At 68.0% G+C, this 20,611-nt stretch carries 21 protein-coding genes and 1 riboswitch; of the genes, 6 read left to right on the top strand and 15 right to left on the bottom strand.

All coding sequences use genetic code 11. The features are described from left to right. Positions 1–19: 19 nt before the first annotated feature. Together hisD and hisG are read right to left on the bottom strand one after the other, a co-directional pair. A complete protein-coding gene (hisD, locus tag GGR43_RS02010; protein WP_188070252.1) occupies positions 20–1,315 on the bottom strand; it encodes a histidinol dehydrogenase in 1,296 nt (431 codons plus the stop codon). Next, positions 1,302–1,967, bottom strand: a complete 666-nt coding sequence (gene hisG / locus GGR43_RS02005; protein ID WP_188070251.1) for an ATP phosphoribosyltransferase — start codon at positions 1,965–1,967, stop codon at positions 1,302–1,304. Before hisG ends, hisD begins: the two co-directional genes overlap by 14 nt. A gap of 104 nt (positions 1,968–2,071) precedes the next feature. On the opposite strand from hisG, the gene GGR43_RS02000 reads away from it, so the two are divergent. Then, positions 2,072–2,623: a peroxiredoxin gene (locus tag GGR43_RS02000; protein WP_188070250.1), complete on the top strand. Its 552-nt coding sequence runs from the start codon at positions 2,072–2,074 to the stop codon at positions 2,621–2,623. 39 nt (positions 2,624–2,662) lie between these two features. Here GGR43_RS02000 and typA read toward each other — a convergent pair whose 3' ends face one another. The 3 genes from typA to GGR43_RS01985 all read right to left on the bottom strand — a co-directional run bounded on the left by typA (position 2,663) and on the right by GGR43_RS01985 (position 6,711). Next, a complete protein-coding gene (typA, locus tag GGR43_RS01995) occupies positions 2,663–4,480 on the bottom strand; it encodes a translational GTPase TypA (protein ID WP_188070249.1) in 1,818 nt (605 codons plus the stop codon). 102 nt (positions 4,481–4,582) lie between these two features. Then, on the bottom strand, positions 4,583–5,185 hold the full coding sequence (locus GGR43_RS01990) for an LOG family protein (RefSeq protein WP_188070359.1): 603 nt from the start codon (positions 5,183–5,185) through the stop codon (positions 4,583–4,585). Positions 5,186–5,202: 17 nt separating this feature from the next. After that, positions 5,203–6,711, bottom strand: coding sequence for a phytoene desaturase (locus GGR43_RS01985; protein WP_188070248.1), 1,509 nt, complete (start codon positions 6,709–6,711; stop codon positions 5,203–5,205). A gap of 149 nt (positions 6,712–6,860) precedes the next feature. Between GGR43_RS01985 and dmeF the strand changes: the two genes are divergently transcribed. The 5 genes from dmeF to GGR43_RS01960 all read left to right on the top strand — a co-directional run bounded on the left by dmeF (position 6,861) and on the right by GGR43_RS01960 (position 11,974). After that, complete coding sequence (gene dmeF, locus GGR43_RS01980) at positions 6,861–7,835, top strand: CDF family Co(II)/Ni(II) efflux transporter DmeF (protein ID WP_188070247.1); 975 nt, start codon at positions 6,861–6,863, stop codon at positions 7,833–7,835. Between the two features lie 134 nt (positions 7,836–7,969). Next, on the top strand, positions 7,970–8,917 hold the full coding sequence (locus GGR43_RS01975; RefSeq protein WP_188070246.1) for a DMT family transporter: 948 nt from the start codon (positions 7,970–7,972) through the stop codon (positions 8,915–8,917). 24 nt (positions 8,918–8,941) lie between these two features. Beyond that, a riboswitch (TPP riboswitch) is annotated at positions 8,942–9,047 on the top strand. A 55-nt stretch (positions 9,048–9,102) separates the two neighbouring features. Beyond that, on the top strand, positions 9,103–9,513 hold the full coding sequence (locus GGR43_RS01970) for a hypothetical protein (protein ID WP_188070245.1): 411 nt from the start codon (positions 9,103–9,105) through the stop codon (positions 9,511–9,513). Positions 9,514–9,538: 25 nt separating this feature from the next. After that, a complete protein-coding gene (gene thiC, locus GGR43_RS01965) occupies positions 9,539–11,401 on the top strand; it encodes a phosphomethylpyrimidine synthase ThiC (RefSeq protein ID WP_188070244.1) in 1,863 nt (620 codons plus the stop codon). Positions 11,402–11,434: 33 nt separating this feature from the next. Next, positions 11,435–11,974 (top strand): hypothetical protein, encoded by a 540-nt coding sequence (locus GGR43_RS01960; protein ID WP_223177238.1) that lies wholly within the window; start codon positions 11,435–11,437, stop codon positions 11,972–11,974. A 5-nt stretch (positions 11,975–11,979) separates the two neighbouring features. Here the strand turns inward: GGR43_RS01960 and GGR43_RS01955 are convergent, their stop codons facing one another. The 10 genes from GGR43_RS01955 to hisA form a co-directional block, all read right to left on the bottom strand. Next, positions 11,980–12,228, bottom strand: a complete 249-nt coding sequence (locus GGR43_RS01955; RefSeq protein ID WP_188070243.1) for a DUF2061 domain-containing protein — start codon at positions 12,226–12,228, stop codon at positions 11,980–11,982. Positions 12,229–12,381: 153 nt separating this feature from the next. Further along, positions 12,382–12,810, bottom strand: coding sequence for an OsmC family protein (locus GGR43_RS01950; protein ID WP_188070242.1), 429 nt, complete (start codon positions 12,808–12,810; stop codon positions 12,382–12,384). A 162-nt stretch (positions 12,811–12,972) separates the two neighbouring features. Then, positions 12,973–13,410, bottom strand: a complete 438-nt coding sequence (locus GGR43_RS01945) for a DUF1810 domain-containing protein (RefSeq protein WP_188070241.1) — start codon at positions 13,408–13,410, stop codon at positions 12,973–12,975. Between the two features lie 208 nt (positions 13,411–13,618). Then, positions 13,619–14,995: an alkaline phosphatase PhoX gene (locus GGR43_RS01940; protein WP_188070240.1), complete on the bottom strand. Its 1,377-nt coding sequence runs from the start codon at positions 14,993–14,995 to the stop codon at positions 13,619–13,621. A 37-nt stretch (positions 14,996–15,032) separates the two neighbouring features. Beyond that, on the bottom strand, positions 15,033–16,187 hold the full coding sequence (locus GGR43_RS01935) for a pyridoxal phosphate-dependent aminotransferase (RefSeq protein ID WP_188070239.1): 1,155 nt from the start codon (positions 16,185–16,187) through the stop codon (positions 15,033–15,035). Between the two features lie 346 nt (positions 16,188–16,533). Then, on the bottom strand, positions 16,534–18,087 hold the full coding sequence (locus tag GGR43_RS01930; RefSeq protein WP_188070238.1) for an amino acid permease: 1,554 nt from the start codon (positions 18,085–18,087) through the stop codon (positions 16,534–16,536). Positions 18,088–18,191: 104 nt separating this feature from the next. Then, positions 18,192–18,569, bottom strand: coding sequence for a histidine triad nucleotide-binding protein (locus GGR43_RS01925; protein ID WP_188070237.1), 378 nt, complete (start codon positions 18,567–18,569; stop codon positions 18,192–18,194). 16 nt (positions 18,570–18,585) lie between these two features. Next, positions 18,586–18,906, bottom strand: coding sequence for a phosphoribosyl-ATP diphosphatase (locus GGR43_RS01920; RefSeq protein ID WP_188070236.1), 321 nt, complete (start codon positions 18,904–18,906; stop codon positions 18,586–18,588). A gap of 39 nt (positions 18,907–18,945) precedes the next feature. Beyond that, positions 18,946–19,731 (bottom strand): imidazole glycerol phosphate synthase subunit HisF, encoded by a 786-nt coding sequence (gene hisF, locus GGR43_RS01915; protein WP_188070235.1) that lies wholly within the window; start codon positions 19,729–19,731, stop codon positions 18,946–18,948. Between the two features lie 135 nt (positions 19,732–19,866). Continuing rightward, entirely contained in the window at positions 19,867–20,601 is a 735-nt protein-coding gene (gene hisA / locus GGR43_RS01910; protein ID WP_188070234.1) for a 1-(5-phosphoribosyl)-5-[(5-phosphoribosylamino)methylideneamino]imidazole-4-carboxamide isomerase, read from the bottom strand. Between the last annotated feature and the right edge of the window lie 10 nt (positions 20,602–20,611).

Below are 20,611 nucleotides of genomic sequence, written 5' to 3'. Positions count from 1 at the left end.
AGGGCAGTCCTTTGCTGTGTCAGGAGGGAAGGCCGAGGCGTCGCGCGACCGAGGCGGCGTGGGCGGGCAGCCCCTCCGCCCGCGCCAGCGCGACGGCGGCGGGGCCGATGGCCTCGATCGCGGCCTTGTCGAGCGCGAGGAAGCTGGTGCGCTTCATGAAGTCCAGCACCGACAGGCCGGAGGAGAAGCGCGCGCGCCGCCCGGTGGGCAGCACATGGTTCGGCCCGGCGACATAATCGCCCACCGCTTCGGGCGTCATGCGGCCCAGAAAGACCGAACCGGCATGGCGCACCATCGCGAACAGCGCGTCGGGATCGTCCACCGCCAGCTCCAGATGTTCGGGCGCGAGCCGGTCGACCAGCGGCATCGCGGCCTCCAGCGTGGGGACGAGGATGATCGCGCCATTGGCGTCCCAGCTCGTCCGCGCGGTCTGCGCGGTGGAAAGCTGCGGGATCTGCGCGTCCACCGCGCTGGCCACCGCATCGGCGAAGGCGGCATCGTCGGTGAACAGGATGGACTGGCTGGTCGGGTCATGCTCCGACTGGCTGAGCAGGTCGGCGGCGGTCCATTCGGGATCGTTCTGCGCATCGGCAACGACGACGATCTCGGACGGTCCGGCCACCATGTCGATGCCGACCACGCCGTAAAGCTGGCGCTTGGCCTCGGCCACCCAGGCATTGCCGGGGCCGGTGATCACATCGACGGGCGCGATCCGCTCCGTACCGTAGGCGAGTGCGGCGATCGCCTGCGCGCCGCCCACGCGCCACACCTCGGTCACGCCCGCGATGCGCGCGGCGGCGAGGACCAGCGGGTTCATCTCCCCGCCCGGCGTCGGCGTGACGATGACGATGCGGCGCACGCCCGCGACCTTGGCGGGGATCGCGTTCATCAGCACCGAGGACGGATAGGCGGCACGCCCGCCCGGCACATAGAGCCCCGCGGCATCGACCGCGCCCCAGCGCGCGCCGAGCCGCACCCCCGCCGCATCGATCTCGTCCCGGTCCTCCGGCCGCTGCTTTTCATGATAGGCGGCGATCCGCTCCGCCGCCAGTTCCAGCGCGGTGCGCAGCTCGGTCGGCAGGCCGTCGAGCGCCGCCTGCATCTCCTCCTCGCTCACGCGCCAGCCGGTTGCGTCGAGATCGTGCCGGTCGAAGGTTTTCGTCAGTTCGGCCAGCGCCGCGTCGCCGCCGTTCCGCACCTTCGCGATGATGTCGCGCACCGTGTCGGAGACATCGGCGTCGGCCTCGCGCCGGGCATTGACCAGTGCGTCGAACTGCGCGGCGAAATCCGCGCGGCTCGCATCAAGCCGCAGCATCGCGCACCTCCACCGCCGCGCGGAACGCCTCGATCATCGGCACCAGCTCGGACGCCCGCATCTTGAGCGCCGCGCGGTTGACGATCAGCCGGGCGCTGATCTGCATGATGATGCTGGTTTCGACGAGGCCGTTGGCCTTGAGCGTCGCGCCCGACGAGACGAGATCGACGATCCGCCGCGACAGGCCGAGCGAGGGCGCCAGCTCCATCGCGCCGTTCAGCTTCACGCATTCGGCCTGAATGCCGCGGGCCTCATAATGGCGGCGGGTCAGGTGCGGATATTTGGTCGCGACGCGCACATGGCTCATCGCCGCCTCGTCCTCATCGAGCGCGTCGGCGGGCTGGGCGACCGACAGGCGGCAATGGCCGATGTCGAGATCGACCGGCGCATAGATTTGCGAATAGTCGAATTCCTCGATCACGTCCGAGCCGACAATGCCGACCTGCGCCGCGCCATGGGCGACGAAGGTGGCGACATCGAACGCGCGCACGCGGATGATCGACATCCCTTCGCGGTTGGTCGCGAATCTCAGCGCGCGGCTCTTCTTGTCGTGAAACTCCGCCTCCGGCTCGATACCGGCGCGCGCCAGCAGCGGCAGCGCCTCGTCCAATATGCGCCCCTTGGGCACGGCGATGATGAGTGGAGCGGTCATGATGGCCGCGCTTTACCGGGGGCAGCGAAAAAGGGCAAGGCGAGTCGCTTTTGGTCCCTCCTCTGATATAAGATGGGGCATCGCTGCCGAAGGGAGAGTGGAAGATGCGACGCTGGAAGAAAGGATTGGCCGCCGCCGGTGTGTTGGGCGCGATCGCGCTGCTGGTGGTGCCCAAGGCGGCGACGAGCGCGCTGCCGGTCGGGGCGAAGGCGCCCGATTTCACGACGCGCGGTGCGCTCGCGGGCAAGGTCTTCACGCTCAAGCTGTCGGATCAGCTGAAGAAGGGGCCGGTGGTGCTCTATTTCTTCCCGGCCGCCTTCACCCCCGGCTGCACCGCGGAAGCGCGCGAATTCGCGGAGATGAGCGATGAGTTCAAAAAGGCGGGCGCGACCGTCATCGGCATGTCGGCGGACCCGGTGGACAAGCTCGCCAAATTCTCGGTCGAGGAATGCCGCAACAAGTTCGCCGTCGCCTCGGCCGGTCCCGCGATCATCAAGGGCTTCGACGTCGCGCTGCCGCTGAAGGCGGGGATGACCAACCGCACCTCCTATGTGATCGCGCCGACGGGCCGCATCGCCTATGTGCACAGCGCGCTGAGCTATAAGGACCATGTGAAGAACACGCTGGCGGCGGTGCAGTCGATGCGGGCGCAGTAGGTCAGACGGGGCGGGACGCTTCGTTCCCGCCCGGCCGGATCAGGCGGCGACGGCGCGCTTCGCCTTCTTGCGCTCATGCGGGTCGAGGTGGCGCTTGCGCAGGCGGATCGACTTGGGGGTCACCTCCACCATCTCGTCCTCGTCGATATAGGCGATCGCCTGTTCCAGCGTCATGCGGCGCGGCGGCGTCAGGCGGATGCCTTCGTCCTTGCCGCTGGCGCGGAAGTTGGTGAGCTGCTTCGACTTGAGCGGGTTGACCTCCAGGTCCTCCGGCTTCGCATTCTCGCCGACGATCATGCCTTCGTAGAGCGGCTCGCCCGGCGAGACGAACAGCACGCCGCGATCCTCCAGCGCGTTGAGCGCATAGGCGACCGCGTCGCCGGTGCTGTTGGAGATGAGGACGCCGTTGGGGCGGCCCTCGATCACGCCCTTATAGGGGCCGTATTTCTCGAACAGGCGGTTCATGATGCCGGTGCCGCGCGTGTCGGACAGGAATTCGCCATGATAGCCGATCAGGCCGCGCGACGGAGCGGAGAAGGTGATGCGGGTCTTGCCGCCGCCGGACTGGCGCATGTCGGTCATTTCCGCCTTGCGCAGCGCCATCTTGTCGATGACCGTGCCGGAAAATTCGTCGTCCACGTCGATGACGACCGTCTCATAGGGCTCCTCGCGACCGTTCTCGCCATCGCGGAACAGCACGCGCGGGCGGGAAATGCCGAGCTCGAAGCCCTCGCGGCGCATCGTCTCGATCAGCACGCCCAGCTGCAATTCGCCGCGCCCGGCGACCTCGAAGCTGTCCTTGTCCGCGCTCTCGGTCACGCGGATGGCGACGTTCGATTCGGCCTCGCGCATCAGGCGATCGCGGATCATGCGGCTGGTCACCTTGTCGCCTTCGCGGCCCGCCATCGGCGAATCGTTCACCGCGAACCGCATCGACAGCGTCGGCGGATCGATCGGCTGCGCCTCGATCGGCGTGGTGACGCTGAGATCGGCGATGGTGTTCGCCACCGTCGCGGTGGTGAGGCCAGCCAGCGAAATGATGTCGCCCGCATGGGCTTCCTCCACCGGCACGCGCTCCAGCCCGCGGAACGCCATGATCTTGGAGGCGCGGCCCTGCTCGATCACCTTGCCGCTCGCGTCGAGCGCGTGGATCGGCTGGTTCAGCTTCACCACGCCGGTCTGGACGCGCCCGGTCAGGATACGGCCGAGGAAATTGTCGCGGTCGAGCAGCGTCGCGAGGAAGGTGAAGGGCGCGTCCTCCTGCACCGCATGCGGCGGTGGAACGTGATCGACGATCTTCTGGAACAGCGGCGTCAGGTCGCCCTCGCGCGCGTCGATGTCGTCGCTGGCATAGCCGTTGCGGCCCGACGCGTAGAGCACCGGGAAATCGAGCTGCTCGTCATTGGCGTCGAGGCTGACGAACAGGTCGAACACCTCGTCCAGCACCTCGACCGGGCGGCCGTCGGGGCGGTCGATCTTGTTGACGACGACGATGGGCTTGAGGCCCAGCGCCAGCGCCTTGCCGGTGACGAACTTGGTCTGCGGCATCGCGCCTTCGGACGAATCGACCAGCAGGATCACCCCGTCGACCATCGAGAGGATGCGTTCCACCTCGCCGCCGAAATCGGCGTGGCCGGGCGTATCGACGATGTTGATGCGGTTGCCGCGCCATTCGACCGAGGTGCACTTGGCCAGAATCGTGATCCCGCGTTCCTTTTCGAGATCGTTGGAATCCATCGCGCGCTCTTCGACGCGCTGGTTGTCGCGAAAGGTGCCGGACTGGCGGAAAAGCTGGTCGACCAGCGTTGTCTTGCCATGATCGACGTGCGCGATGATGGCCACATTGCGGAGACTCATAGAGGTCCTGACTTGAATTTTGAGGAGAAGATTATCGCGGCGGCCCCTATAGTATTTTGCGCCGCAGCGCAACCGCCCGATTCCATGCAGTCGCGCGGTTTTTCAGGCGGGCCGGGGCGGAGCGCCCTTCGCGCGGGCGGCGGCGGAAAACAGGCTGTCATGCGCCTCGTAGCGCTCCATCGCGTCGACCAGCGCGGGCAGGGTGTCGCGGGCGATCAATATGCCCGCATGGCCGGGGCGGATGAAGCCGGTCTCGATCATGTGGCGATGAAAGCCGAGCAACTGGTCGTAAAAGCCCGCGACATTCAGCAGCCCCACCGGCTTGGCGTGATAGCCGAGCTGAGCCCAGCTGATTGCCTCCCACAGCTCGTCCATCGTGCCGACGCCGCCGGGCAGCGTCAGAAAGCCGTCGCACAGGCTGGTGAACAGCGCCTTGCGCGTGTGCATGTCCGGCACGACATGCAATTGGGTAAGGCCGCGATGGGCGGCTTCGGCCTCGACCAGCGCCTCCGGGATGACGCCGACCACCTCGCCCCCTTCCGCCAGCGCCGCGTCGGCGAGCGCGCCCATCAGGCCGAGATGCCCGCCGCCATAGATGATCGTCACGCCCCAGCGCGCCAGCTCCGCGCCGACGTCGCGCGCGGTCTGGAGGAAGATCGGGTCGGCGGGCGAGGCCGCGCCGCAATAGACGGCGATGCGCTCCATCTTCCCGCCCATCGCTGTCACGCCAGATCGTCCAGCATCAGCCGGGCGGTGATCCGCGCGCTGCCGACCACGGCGGGGATGCCCGCGCCCGGATGCGTGCCCGCGCCGACCAGATAGAGGTTGGAGATCACATCGTCGCGGTTATGCGGGCGCAGCCAGCCATTTTGCGTCAACAAGGGTTCCAGCGAGAAGGCGCTGCCCCGGAAGGCGTGGAGATCCGCCGCGAAATCGGGCGGAGCATGGTGGAAGCGGGTGACGATGCGCGCCCGGATATCGGGGATCAGGCGGCGCTCTATCTCGTCGAGGATGCGCTCGGCATAGAGCGGCCCCATCTCCGCCCAGTCGATCGGCAGCTTGCCCATATGCGGCACCGGCGCCACCGCCGTGAACACCGAGCAGCCGTCCGGCGCGAGGCCGGGGTCGGTGATTGTCGGATGGTGGAGGTAGAGCGAGAAATCCGCGCTCAGCACGCCATGCTGGAAGATGTCGGTCAGCAATTCCCGATAGCGCGGCCCGAACAGCACCATATGGTGCGGAATGCCCGGCCAGGTGCCCTTGATGCCGAAATGCACCATGAACAGGCTGGGCGACCAGCGCTTGCGGGAAAGCTTTTCCGCCTGCGCCCGGCCGCGCGGATGGTCGGCGAGCAGCGTGCCGTAGCTGTGGATCAGGTCGGCATTGCTGGCGATCGCATCCGCCTCGCCGCGCCAGCCGTCGCGCGTCACCACCGCGCTCGCCCGGTCGCCGACGGTTTCGATATGCGCAACCGGATCGCCCAGCCGCAGCGTGCCGCCGATGCGCTCGAACTGCGTCACCATCGCCGCGACCAGCCGGTTGATGCCGCCGCGCGGCCACCACAGGCCGGTGTCCTTCTCCAGCTTGTGGATGAGCGCGTAGATCGCGCTGGCGGTCATCGGATTGCCGCCGATCAGCAGCGTCTGGAACGACAGCGCCTGCCGCAGCTTCTCGTTTCCGACGAAGCCGGAGACGATCGAGTGGACGGAGCGCCACGCCTGCGACTGGATCAGCGCGGGCAGCGCGCGCGCCATCGCCCGCATGTCGAGGAAAGGCGCGCGGGCCAGATGCTGGTAGCATTCCTGCATCATCGCGCCGCTATAATCGAGGAAGCGCTCATAGCCCGGCAGGTCGCCGCTATCGAGCTTCGCGATCTCCTGCCGCAGCGTGGCGTCGTCGGCGCTGCAATCGAACTGGGTGCCGTCGGGCCAGCTCAGCCGGTAGAAGGGCGACACCGGATCGAGCGTGACGTCCTGCGCCATGTCGTGCCCGGACAGGCGCCACAGCTCGGCCAGGCAATCGGGATCGGTGACGACCGTTGGCCCGGCGTCGAAGGTGAAGCCGTCCTGCTGCCGGTATCCCGCGCAGCCGCCCGGCCGCTCCCGCGCTTCCACCACGGTAGTGGCGATGCCCGCCGATTGCAGGCGAATGGCGAGCGCCAGACCGCCGAAGCCGGAGCCGATGACGATCGCCGATTTTGTCCTGTCGGCGGCGTGGGGTGCCGGGGTCATGCGCCTTTCCGCTGCTTTGCTGTCTGCATCCGAGCCCTTATGCGCATTGGCGCCGCCGGGCACAAGACCGGGATTGGGCCGGAAACAGGCGCGGCCCCGCCAGCCGCGCATGATTGACGGGAGGATGCGGGGCTGCATAGTGCTTTGCCATGACCCGCCAGCCGCCCGAACACACCCATTATTTCGATCATGTCTATCTGCCCGAAGGGCATGACCGCAATGCGCGCCGCACCCGCTGGGTGATCGTGCTGACGGTGCTGACCATGGCGGTGGAGATCGTCGCGGGCTGGATGACCGGATCGATGGCGCTGCTGGCCGACGGCTTCCACATGGCCACCCATGCCGGGGCGCTGGGAATCGCGGCGGTCGCCTACAGCTTCGCGCGCAGGCACGCGCATGATGCGCGCTTCACCTTCGGCACCGGCAAGGTCGGGGATCTGGCGGGCTTCGCCTCCGCGCTGATGCTGGGAATCGCCTCGCTCGGCATCGCGTTCGAATCGGGCGAGCGGCTGCTGCACCCCGGCACTGTCCGGTTCGGCGAGGCGGCGCTGGTGGCGGCCATCGGCCTTGTCGTCAATCTGGTCAGCGCGTGGATGCTGATGGAGGATCATGGGCATGCGGGGCATGGCCATGGCCACGACCATGCGCACGGCCATTCCCATAACCACTACCACGCCCATGACGGCGCGTCGGACGACAGGACACGCGGCCCGCGCGACAATAATCTGCGCGCGGCCTATCTGCATGTGCTGGCCGATGCGCTGACCTCGGTCGCGGCGATCGTCGCGCTGCTGGCCGGGCGCTATCTCGGCTGGGTGTGGCTCGATCCGCTGATCGGGCTGGTCGGCGCGGTCGTCATCGCCCGCTGGGCCTGGGGGCTGATGAAGGATACCGCCGCGATCCTGCTCGACACCGCCGAGCCGGAGCTGGCGCTCGCGGTCCGGGCCATCGCCGAGGAGAAGGGCGGCACGGTCGCGGACCTGCATGTCTGGCGCGTCGGCCCGCATGCCCATGCGGCGATCGTCACCATCGCCGGGCAGGGCGGCGACACGGGGGAAATCCGCGCGGCCGTCGGCGCGCTGCGCAATATGGTGCATGTCACCGTCGAACGCTGGCCCGACTGACGGCGCCACCGCTATCTCCTCATTGCCAAGCGGGCGGGCGGCTGTATGCAGGGCGGCATGGCTAGGGACGTGACGAGGGGCATGACAGGCGAACAGGGCGGAGCGCGGCCACGGCCGGACCTCCGGCGGCGGCATTGAGCGCCGAAGCGCACCGGCGCGCGATGGCGGGCATGGCGCTGGCGATCGGCGCCTACAGCCTCTATTCGGTGGGCGATGCGGTGGTGAAGGGCGTCGCGCCCTTCTACCCCGGCACCGGCATCGCCCTGTGGCGCTATATCGTCAGCACGCTGGTTCTCGGCGTCGCCTCCTGGCGGCATGATCCGCGGACCTTCCGCAGCTTTCCCCGGCCCTGGCTCCAGATCGGGCGCGGCGGCGCGGTGGCGGTGGCGACCGCGGCCTTCTTCGTCGCGCTGGGCTTCCTGCCGCTCGCCGAGGCGACGGTCATCATGTATCTCAGCCCCATCCTCATCGTCTTCCTGTCCCGCCTGCTGCTGGGCGAGCAGGTGCCGCGCATCGCCTGGGTGGCGACGATCCTCGCCTTCGCGGGCGTCGTGGTCGTGGTCCGCCCCGATGTCGGGCATATGCAATGGGTGGCGCTGCTGCCGCTGGTCACCGCCTTCGCCATGGCCTCGTTCGTCATCATGAACCGCGTGGCGGCCGGGTCCGGCGACATTCTGCACACCCAGTTCCTGATCTCGCTGTCGGCGCTGGTTGTCTCCTCGGCGATCGCGCTGGGCGGCCACCTGACCGGGGTGGAAAGGCTGCATCTCTCGCTGCCCTCGCCGCTGGTGCTGCTGGGCTGCGCGGCGGTCGCCTTCACCGCGACGAGCGCCCATGCGCTCATCATCATGGCGACGGACCGGATTTCCGCCGGGCAGATCGCGCCGTTCACCTATGTGCAGCTGCTGGGCGCGGTGGTGCTGGGCACGCTGTTCTTCGGCGACTGGCCGGACGGGATGACCCTGCTCGGCGCGCTGCTGATCGTCGCGGCGGGCCTGATGACCTGGCAGGCGCAGCGCCGGGCGCTGTCCCGTGCGCACTGCGGCGATGACGACGGGGCGTCGACAATAGGGCTTCCCTGACGGCGCGCGCCGCGCTATCCTTGCCGCCTACCACCGGGGAGCCATGTGGCTGAGAGGTGCGGGTAACGCCGCACGACCCGCTGAACCTGAAACCGCTAATACGGTCGGAGGGAGTGGACGGGCGCGCGGGCCGATGGGGCCATGGCGCATCAGGTCTCCCTCCATCGTGGGAAGGAGAGGCTGCGATGGTTGAAGCACCCGCATGGTCCGCCCTGTTTCTCGGACTGTTCCTGTTCGTCTGCTCTTTCGGCGAACTGCGCCGCCCCGGCCTGTGGCGCGGGATGATCGAGGAGATCGGCGCATCTCCCGCGCTCCAGATGCTGACCGGCCTCATCGAATTGACGATGGGCATCGCCGTCTATCTCTGCAACCGCGCGGCGCCCGCGCCTGCATCCGGACCGCCGGACTGGCTGGCGGTGCTGATGATGGTGCTGGGCGGCTTCATGATCATCGAGGCGCTGGTCATCACCGCCTTTACCGACCGGCTGCTGCCGCTGTGGCGCTGCGCGCTGGGCACTGGCGCGCGCGGCTGGGCGCTCGTCGGCCTGATCGCGGGCGCGGCGCTGATCGCGGCCGGCCTCGTCCGTTTCCTGTAATCCCCCTGAGAATGAAGGAATTTCCATGGCAGACAGCCCCGCAGCGCCCTTGATCGGCGTGACCACCGGCCCCATTCGCGGCAGCCGCAAGATCCATGTCGCCGCCAAATCGGGCAGCGGCATCCGCGTCGCGATGCGCGAGATCGACCTCGAACCGTCGAGCGGCGAGCCGCCGGTGCGGGTCTATGACACCTCCGGCCCCTATACCGATCCGGCGGCGGCGATCGACATCGATGCGGGCCTGCCGCCGCTGCGTCGCGACTGGATCCTCGCGCGCGGCGATGTGGAGGCCTATGACGGGCGGGCGGTGCGGCCGGAGGATAACGGGCAGCTCGGCCCGGATCGCAGCGGCGGCGTCCAGCCCTTCCCCCACGTCGTGAAGCGCCCGCTGCGCGCGAAGGCGGGGGGCAACGTCACCCAGATGCATTATGCGCGCCGGGGCATCATCACGCCGGAGATGGAATATGTCGCCGAGCGCGAGAATCTGGGGCGCGAGCGGCTGGCCGACTATGTCCGCGACGGCAATGACTGGGGCGCGGCCATTCCCGATTATGTGACGCCCGAATTCGTGCGCGACGAGGTGGCGCGCGGGCGGGCGATCATCCCCAGCAACATCAACCACCCCGAATCCGAGCCGATGGCGATCGGCCGCAATTTCCTCGTCAAGATCAACGCCAATATCGGCAATTCGGCGGTCGCCAGCGACGTCGCGAGCGAGGTCGACAAGATGGTCTGGTCGATCCGCTGGGGCGCGGACACGGTGATGGACCTCTCGACCGGGCGCAATATCCATGACACGCGCGAATGGATCATCCGCAACTCGCCCGTCCCCATCGGTACGGTGCCGATCTATCAGGCGCTGGAGAAGGTCGGCGGCATCGCCGAGGAGCTGACGTGGGAGATTTTCCGCGACACGCTGATCGAGCAGGCCGAGCAGGGCGTCGATTATTTCACCATCCATGCGGGCGTGCGCCTGCCCTTCGTGCCGCTGGCGGCGAAGCGGGTGACGGGCATCGTCTCGCGCGGCGGGTCGATCATGGCGAAATGGTGCCTCGCCCATCATCGCGAAAGCTTCCTCTACGAGCATTTCGACGAGATCAGCGAGATCATGCGCGCCTATGACATCGCCTATTCGCTGGGCGACGGTCTGCGTCCCGGCTCGATCGCCGACGCCAATGACGAGGCGCAGTTCGCCGAGCTCTATACGCTGGGCGAGCTGACGAAACGGGCCTGGGCGCAGGACGTGCAGGTGATGATCGAGGGGCCGGGGCATGTGCCCATGCACAAGATCAAGGAGAATATGGACCGCCAGCTCGAAGCCTGCGGCGAGGCGCCCTTCTACACGCTGGGGCCGCTCACCACCGATATCGCGCCGGGGTACGACCATATCACCTCGGCGATCGGCGCGGCGCAGATCGGCTGGTTCGGCACGGCGATGCTCTGCTATGTGACGCCCAAGGAGCATCTGGGCCTGCCCGACCGCAACGACGTGAAGGTCGGCGTCGTCACCTACAAGCTGGCGGCGCATGCGGCGGACCTCGCCAAGGGGCACCCGGCGGCGCGGGTGCGCGACGACGCGCTGTCCCGCGCGCGGTTCGAGTTCCGCTGGCGCGACCAGTTCAACCTGTCGCTCGACCCGGACACGGCCGAGGAATATCACGACCAGACGCTGCCCGCCGAGGGCGCCAAGACCGCCCATTTCTGCTCCATGTGCGGCCCCAAATTCTGCTCGATGAAGATTACCCAGGAGGTGCGCGAGTTCGCCGCGCGGCAGAACCAGCCCGCCGGGGCTTTCATCGCGGCGGAGGAAGCCGAGAAGGGCATGGCGGCGATGAGCGAGAAATTCCGCGAGCAGGGCGGGGAGGTTTACATTCCCGCGGCGGAATAGGATGATGCCGCACCGGACAAGGGAAGGAGGATCATGACAATCAGGATGTTCACCCCGGCGGCGCTGGCCGCCATGCTGGCGCTGGCGGCTTGCGGCGGAGACAGGGGCGCGGAAAATGCCGCGTCGAATATGACCAATGCGGCGGACAATGCGCAGGCGGCCGCCGACAATGCCATGGCCGCCGCCAACGCGGCCAATGCCGCCGCTGCCGCATCCGGCCTGTCGCGCTATGTCGGGAAATATCCGTTCGACAAGGTGGGCGGCCACAGCTGGAACGACGATCCGGCGGTCGTCTCGGCGGTGACGGCGGCGGTCGGCGACGCGAAGGTGCGTCAGCTGGTGCTCGAAGCCGAGGGGCCGTCCTCCCCCATAGTCGAGAAGGACGGCAGGGTCTTGTCCTGGGCGTGCGAGGCGCATAATTGCGGGCCGCATAACTGGACGACGATGATCGATGCCGTCAGCGGCGCGGCCGAGATCTGCTACGTCAATGAGGAAGCCGCCCCCGGCAAGACCCGCTGGTTCAAGGGCGGCAAGGAAGAGGTGCGGACCGCGCCCTGCCCCAAGGCGGAGTAGGAGCCTCAGGCCAGCGCCGGGCCGTGGTGCAGGGCGGACGTCCTGTCCCGCTGGGCTTGCGCCCGGATGGGCCTGGCCTGATGGTGCTGCCATGCCTTTTCGTGGAAGAAGAAGGCGACCGCGTTGATGCAGGGTTCGACCAGCGCAATGCCGCTCGCGATCCCGACCGACCCGGTGAGCGCATAGGCGACCGAGAATCCGACCGTCAGGTGGACGGAAAGATAGGTCAGCGTCTTGAGCAGGTCGGTAGACATGGCCGGAAATTCCTGTTGATCGGCGATGATCGGTACAGGACGTGTTTAGGAATCGTTCGCAAATTCATCCAGCCGATTATTTCTGTCACATTGATCGGCATGGCCGATTTGTTCGGGCGGATGGCGTAGCGGTGCCCTCCGCCCGGAAAAGAATCAGTCCTTCAGCTCATAGTCGAGCGAGATTTCGCAGTTGAGCAGCTTGCTGATCGGGCAGCCGGCCTTGGCGCCGGAGGCGAGCGAGGCGAACGTCTCCTCGTCGATGCCCGGCACGCGGGCGGTCAGCTTCAGGTCGGACCGGGTGACGGTGAAGCTGTCCCCATCCTTTTCCAGCGTCACCCGCGCCTCGGTATCGAGCTGGCCGTCGCTGTGCCCGGCCCCGGCCAGCGCGAAGGACAGCGCCATGGTGAAGCAGGCGGCGTGGGCGGCGGCGATCAGCTCTTCCGGGTTGGTGCCGGGCTCGCCCTCGAAGCGCGTGCCGAAGCCATAGGGCTGGGCGTCGAGTACGCCGGATTTGGTCCAGATATGGCCCTTCCCGTCCTTGCCGAGGCCCTCGTAACGGGCGGATGCGCTATTGGTGGTCATGATCCAGTCTCCTGTGATGAAGCCGAGGGGCGCCGGGCGCGTTTCGGCGCCGGCGTGCCCAACACAATGCAGAAGGCCGGACGCGCTGCCGTAAAGGGGATGCAAGCCGCGCGATCAGTCGACGACCGGCCATTGCCGTCATTCCATCGCGGAGGCCGCGACTCAGCCCAGCCGACTCAGCGTGGCCGGATCGCGCTCCCCCGCGTGGAAGCCCTCCAGCATCGCCACAAAGGGGGCGGGGTCAAGGCCTTCTTCCCGCGCGGCCCGTTCGAACAGGGTCATCGACGAGCGCAGCTTCATCGCGTCGACGCCGCCGAATATCGCCTCCGCCGTGCGACTGTCTTGCCAGGGCAGCACGGCCTCCACCGCCTCGCGGAGCCGCGCGCCGAGCAGCGGATGGCGCAGCCAGGCGCGCGCCTCGGCCAGATCGGCGATCGCATAATGGCGCGCGGTCGCGCTGTGGCCCAGCCCGGCGATCTGCGGAAAGACGAACCACATCCAATGGCTCCGCTTGTGCCCCTCACGCAATTCCGCCAGCACGCGATCCCAACATTGCTGCTGGGCGACGACGAAGCGGGACAGGTCGGGGGCGAAGGCCATGACGGCATCATCGCCGAATGGTGTTGGAGGTCAATGGCTTGCAGCGGGCGGCTTGCAGGTAGAGGCATACCTTAGCCTTTACCGTCACCCTGAACTCGTTTCAGGGTCCATTTCACCGGATTGAGCGGAGGAGCGTGGGGCTTGATGGATGCTGAAACAAGTTCAGCATGACGATTGGACTATATCGCAAAGCCACCCAAACCGCCCTCTACCACGGCCCCCGGATCGCGAGGGTCTTGCCGGGGCGGTAGAGGTTGACGAACAGCGTCGACCCGTCGGGCGAGAAGCAGGCCCCGGCCAGCTCCGTCTGGGTGCGCAGCCGGGCCAGCGTGTAGAGCAGGCCGTCGGGCGTCACGCCGCGCAGATGATTGTCGACCACGGAGGTATATTGATCCTCGCAGACGATCAGATGGCCATTGGGGGCGACGGTCAGATTGTCGCCATAGTTGAACATCGTCCTGTCCTGCGATTCGATGAAGATCTGGAGCGTGCCGGGCGCATCCGCCTCGCCCGCCTGTCCTTCCGCCGGGGAGGGGCGATAGCGCATGATCTGGCCGAGGCCCGCCTTGCCGCCGCTGGTGCAGCAGAAATAGAATTCCCCCTGCCCGAACCAGATGCCCTCGCCGCGCGCGAAGATCGCCGCGCCCGCCTTCGCTCCGCGCAGGCGCAGGTCGTCGTCCGGGCTGTCCACCCCGTCCAGATCAATCCAGCGCGCGGTGGCCCAGGTGCCGGGGGTGAAATCGAGCGTGCCCCAGTTGCGCGTGTCGGCGGGCGCGCCGGTCAGCGCCAGCGCCTGCAACCGGCCACCCTTTGCCAGCGCCCCGCGCTCGGCGGGCAGGAAGCGGTAGAGCAGGCTGTCGTCGCGATCCTCGGTCAGGTAGACGATGCCGGTCGCGGGGTCGACGCAGGCGGCCTCATGATTGAAGCGGCCCATCGCGCGCAGCGGCTCCGGCCGGGCGAGGCCGCGATGGGCGACGGGCACCTCGAACACCCAGCCATGATCCTGCGACAGGCCGTCCTGTCCGGCGCGGCTCACATCCTCCTCGCAGCTGAGCCAGCTGCCCCATGGGGTGACGCCGCCCGCGCAATTGCGGATGGTGCCCGCGAGGCTGAGATACTGATCCTCGACCGCGAGGCTCTTCGCATCGAGCACGATGGTCGAGGTGCCGCCCGGCAGCGCGGCGCCGCTGCCAAGCCGGTCATAGGCCTCGCCCGTCCGCAAGCCCGCCTTGCCCGCCGCGCCGTCCTTCAGCGATTCGGGGCGCAATTCATGGTTGCGGACCAATGCGATGCGGCGGTCGTCCAGCCGGAAGCAGCCCATGCCGTCGCAATTGTCCGGCACGACGAGGCCGTCGTTCATCCGGTCGCCATGGGCGGAAATCACCCGGTAGGAAAAGCCGCGCGGCAGGTCGAGCAGGCCATCGGGGTCGGCCTGCAACGGGCCGTAGCCGCTCGCCGTCGCCTTGGCGGCGGACGCGCCCTTATGGCCCAGCGCGTGGATGGTGCCGGCGTAGAGCGCCATGCCGCCAAAGGCGATGCCGGTCAGCCCGAAGGCGACCTGTCTGCGGTTGTAATTGCTCGTCATCGCCGCGCGCCTAGCCCGGTTGCGTTACAGAAATGCGTCACGCCGGGCCGCGCCCCGCTTCCGCCGCGGCCTGCGCGAACCACGGGATCATCCGGGCGATCGCCTCCTCCACCTCGGCGGTCGAGACGGCGAAGCTGAAGCGCATGTGGCGATGGCCCTCCACCGGATCGAAATCGATGCCGGGCGCGGTGACGACGCCGGTGTCCTCCAGCAGCGCGCGGCAGAAGGACAGGCTGTCGCGCGTCAGATGGCCGATGTCGGCATAGATGTAGAAGGCCCCGTCCGGCGGCGCGATGCGGGTGAGGCCGAGCCGGGGCAGCGCGTCGAGCATCAGCTCCCGGTTGCGGCGATAGCTGGCGACATGCCCCTCCAGCTCCTCCGCGCAGTCGAACGCGGCGAGTGCGGCATGCTGGGCGAGCGAGGGCGGCGTCAGGAACAGATTGCCCATCAGCGCGCGGGCATTGGGGATCAGCGCGTCGGGCACGATCACCCAGCCCAGCCGCCACCCGGCCATGCTGTAATATTTGGAAAAGCTGTTGATGACGATCGCCTCCTCATCCAGCAACAGCGCGGTCGGCAGCGGCCCGACATAGCTGAGGCCGTGATAGATCTCGTCCGAGATGACGCGGATGGCCTGGTCCCGGCACAGGCGCAGCATCGCGGCAAGCTCTTCGGGCGGGATCACCGATCCGGTCGGGTTGGCCGGGCTGGCGAGGATGAGGCCATCGGGCGCCGGGTCGATCGCGGCGATCATCGCGGCGGACGGCTGGTAATGGGTGTCCGGCCCGCAGGGCAGCTCGACCGGCTCCATATGCAGCGCGCGGGTGACGTTGCGATAGGCGACATAGCCCGGCCGCGCCATCGCGACGCGCGCGCCGGGATCGAACAGGCAATGCAGCGCGACGACCAGCGCGGGCGAGGCGCCGCAGGTCAGGAAGATGCGTTCCGGGTCCACGCTTACGCCATGGCTTTCCGCATAGTGGCGGGCGATGCGCTCCTTCAGCGGCTGGCTTTCCCAATAGCCCATGCCGTCGCTGTCGAGCACCTGATGGGCGCGGGCGATGGCGGCGGCGGGCGCGCCGGTCGAGGGCTGGCCGAACTCCATATGGATGATGGAGCGGCCCTGCTGCTTCAGCTCATGGGCGCGGCGGCTGATCGAAATGGCGTAAAAGGGCGCGACGGGAACAGGCATGGATGCGCCCTTAGCCTATAGCGCCGGGCCGCGCCATGGGGAGACGATCGGGCGGGCGCGTGCGGGGTGTCGATGGTCGCTTTGCCGCAGGGGCGCGGAGGGCGGCGTGGGCGACTTGCGGATCGATGCGGACATGGCGGCTATAGGGTGGGGGGCGGGCCTTCGCCTATACCGTCACCCCAGCGAAGGCTGGGGTCGCAGGCCTTGTCGCGCGCCGCCTCATGAGATGCCAGCCTTCGCTGGGGTGACGATGAAGGCGGAGGTCAGCTATTGCCCGTTACCGGCCGCAACGAACCCCGAAAGGAAGAGGGACGCCGGACCACCCGGCATCCCTTCCTCCATCCGTTCAGGCGTCCTTGCCGCCCGGCGTGTGCACGCCCGGCAGCGGCGGCACCGGTTGGGGCGGGGTGTCGGCGTCGTCCTCGTGCACGTCGATGATGCCGCGGCCCACATGGCTGCGGTTGCGGCTGTAGAGGAAATAGACGGCGAGGCCGATGATCGCCCAGCCGAGGAACAGCATCTTGCTCTTCTGGTCGAGGCTGAAGAACAGATAGAGGCAGCCCGCGATCGACAGCGGCGCGACCAGCAGGATGGCGGGGGTGCGGAACGGGCGCAGCCGGGTCGGGTCGGTCCGGCGCAGCGCCAGCACGGCGACCGACACCGCCATGAACGCGAACAGCGTGCCGGAGTTGGAGATGTTCGCCAGCTGCCCGACCGGGAAGAAGGCGGAGAACAGCGCGACGAACAGGCCGGTCAGCAGCGTGATGACATGCGGCGTGTTGTAGCGCGGATGCACCTTCGAGAAGAGTTGCGGCAGCAGGCCGTCGCGGCTCATCACGAAGAAGATGCGGGTCTGGCCGAACATCATCATCAGGATGACCGAGGGCAGCGCGAGAATGGCGGCAAGCCCGACGAGGTTGCCGATCTGCGGCCAGCCGATCTGGCGCAGCGTCCAGGCCAGCGCCTCCTTGGAGCAGACAACCGCCTGGTCGGCGATCGCGCTGCACTGGGCGGCGAGTTCGCGGCTGCCCGGCTCCAGCGCCTCGCCATGGGTCCCGAATTGTGGTTGCGCGCCGACCGTGCCGATCACGCCCGCCGAGACGAGCAGATAGAAGACGGTGCAGATGCCGAGGCTGCCGATCAGGCCGATCGGCATGTTGCGCTGCGGGTTCTTGGTCTCCTCCGCCGCCGTCGACACCGCGTCGAAGCCGACATAGGCGAAGAAGATGGAGGCCGCCGCCGCCGAAATGCCGCCGAAGCCCAGCGGCGCGAACGGATCGAACTGCTTCATGTTCAGCACCGGCACGGACAGCGCGATGAAGGCGAGCAGCGCGACGATCTTGATCGCCACCAGCACCGCGTTCACGGTCGCGCTTTCCTTGGTGCCGCGCACCAGCAGCAGCGTGACCAGCCCGGCGATCACCATCGCCGGCAGGTTGATGAGGCCGCCGTCGAACGGCCCGCGCGTCCAGGCGTCCGATATGTCGGTGCCCAGCGCATGTTCGAGATAGCCGATCATATAGCCCGACCAGCCGACCGAGACGGCGCCTGCCGCCACCGCATATTCGAGGATCAGCGCCCAGCCGACCATCCACGCGATCAACTCGCCCATCACCGCATAGCTGTAGGTATAGGCGGAGCCGGACACCGGCACCATCGACGCCATTTCGGCATAGCAGAGCGCGGCCACAGCGCAGACGAAACCGGCGATGACAAAGCTGATCATCATGCCGGGTCCGGCCTTTTGCGCGGCCTCGGCGGTGAGCACGAAAATGCCGGTGCCGATCACCGCGCCGATGCCCAGCATGGTGAGCTGGAACGCGCCGAGCGATCGGTGCAGGGATTTCTTTTCCGCCGTCGCCAATATGGCGTCCAGCGGTTTGATACGACCGAAGATCATGCGGATGGCCCCTTTATTCCCATGAAGCGCGTCTGAACAGAGCGCCGTTATGGAGAGGGGAGACTATAGGCTAATACGCGATGCGCAAGGGGCCGTCGAACGGATCAGCGCGTCAGCATCGGGCCGAGCGGGTGCCCGGCGAAGAGATGGACGTGCAGATGCGGCACTTCCTGCCCGCCATGCCCGCCGATATTGGCGAGCAGGCGATAGCCCGGCTCGACAAGGCCATGGTCGCGCGCGATCCGCCCGACGGCGCGCACGAACCCGGCGATTTCCGCGTCGGAGGCGCGGGCGGAAAAATCGTCCCAGCTGACATAGCGGCCCTTGGGCACGACGAGGATATGGGTGGGCGCCTGCGGGTTGATGTCGTGGAAGGCGAAGGCCCACTCATCCTCATGGACCTTGCTGCACGGAATCTCGCCGCGCAGGATCTTCGCGAAGATATTGTCGTCGTCATAGGGAAGGGTGGCGTCTATCGGCATCGGTCTTTCTCCGCGTCTATTCCTTGGGGCGGCTGGCCTTTTCGGCGAGGCCCGAAACGCCCTCGCGCCGGTCCAGCTCCGCGCGGATATCGTCGAGCGACAGGCCCATGTCAGCCAGCAGCACGGTGAGGTGGAAGAGCAGGTCCGCCCCTTCCTTGACCGCTTCCGCCTTGTCGTCGGCAATCGCCGCGATAACCAGCTCGACCGCTTCCTCGCCCACCTTCTGCGCGATTTTGGCGCGGCCGCGCGCCGTCAGCTTCGCGACATAGGAAGAGCCGGGGTCGGCCGTGCGGCGGTCCTTTATGGTCTGTTCGAGGCGGTCGAGGCTGTCGCGCATAGTGGGTCTTTCTTCGCGCCCCAGGGAACGCAGGTCAAGTCAGAGGATCGGCGTGCGCACCGGGATGCCGGCGGCGGCCAGCGCGGCATGCGCCTCGCCGATGCTGTGCTGGCCGAAATGGAAGATCGAGGCGGCGAGCACGGCGCTGGCATGGCCTTGGCGAACGCCTTCGACCAGATGGTCGAGCGTGCCGACGCCGCCGCTGGCGATCACCGGCACGGTCACGGCATCGGCGATCGCGCGGGTCAGCGCGAGGTCATAGCCGCGCTTGGTGCCGTCGCCGTCCATCGAGGTGACGAGCAGCTCGCCCGCGCCCAACTGCGCGAGTCGCGCCGCATGCTCCAGCGCGTCGATGCCGGTCGCGCGCCTGCCGCCATGGGTGAAGATTTCCCAGCGCGGATTGCCCTGCGCATCCGGCTCCACCCGGCGCGCATCGACGCTGGCGACGATGCACTGGCTGCCGAAGCGGTCGGCGATGTCGGCGACCACTTCGGGGCGGGAGACGGCGGCGCTGTTCACCGCCACCTTGTCCGCGCCCGCGAGCAGCAGCGCGCGCGCATCCTCGGCGCTGCGCACGCCGCCGCCGACGGTAACGGGCATGAAGCACACCTCCGCCGTGCGCCGCACCACGTCGATGATGGTGCCGCGCGCCTCATGGCTCGCCGTAATGTCGAGGAAGCAGAGTTCGTCCGCGCCCGCCGCGTCATAGAGCTTCGCCTGCTCGACCGGATCGCCCGCGTCGCGCAACTCGACGAAGTTGACGCCCTTCACCACGCGGCCATTGGCGACGTCGAGGCAGGGAATGACGCGGGTGCGGACGGTCATTCCTGACCTCGCTCGCGCTCGGGGGCCGCACCGGCCCACACCCCCACCCGGCCGCCCGCCAGCTTATCGGAATGAACGGCCGGCTGGGGGTGCGGACCGGTGCTGTATGCGCTGGGATACCTCATTTCGAACTCTTCACTCCGCCGCCGCGACGGCGAGCGCGGCCGCGAGGTCGAGGCGCCCGTCATAAAGCGCGCGCCCCGTAATGACGCCCTCGATCCCGTCCTGCGCATGCAACGCCAGCACGCGAATGTCGGAAATGCCCGCGACGCCGCCGCTGGCGATCACCGGGATCGACACGGAGCGGGCGAGGTCCACCGTCGCCGCGACGTTGCAGCCCTTGAGCAGGCCGTCGCGGCCTACGTCCGTGAACAGCAGCGCGGCGACGCCCGCATCCTCGAAGCGGCGGGCGAGGTCGATGACTTCCATGTCGCTCTTTTCCGCCCAGCCGTCGGTCGCGACCATGCCGTCGCGCGCATCGACCGCGACGACGATGCCGCCGGGGAAGTCGCGCGCCGCGCCCTTGACGAACTCCGGGTCTTTCAGCGCCGCCGTGCCGATGACGAGGCGCGAGACGCCGAGGTCGAACCAGCGCTCGACCGCATCCCGGTTGCGAATGCCGCCGCCCAGCTGGACGTGGCCGGGGAAGGTGCGCACGATGCTTTCCACCGCCGCGCCGTTCACCGCCTTGCCCGCGAAGCTGCCGTCGAGGTCGACCACATGCAGATGCTGCGCGCCCGCATTCGCGAACAGGGTCGCCTGCGCCGCCGGATCGTCGCCATAGACGGTGGCGCGCTCCATGTCGCCCTCGGCGAGGCGCACGACCTGTCCGCCCTTGAGGTCGATGGCCGGGAAAACGATGATGCTCATGGGGCGATGC

This window comes from Sphingobium jiangsuense (assembly GCF_014196495.1).
Lineage (GTDB): Bacteria > Pseudomonadota > Alphaproteobacteria > Sphingomonadales > Sphingomonadaceae > Sphingobium > Sphingobium jiangsuense.
Note: the sequence above shows the minus strand (reverse complement) of the source record. Positions and strands in the feature narration are given on the sequence as shown.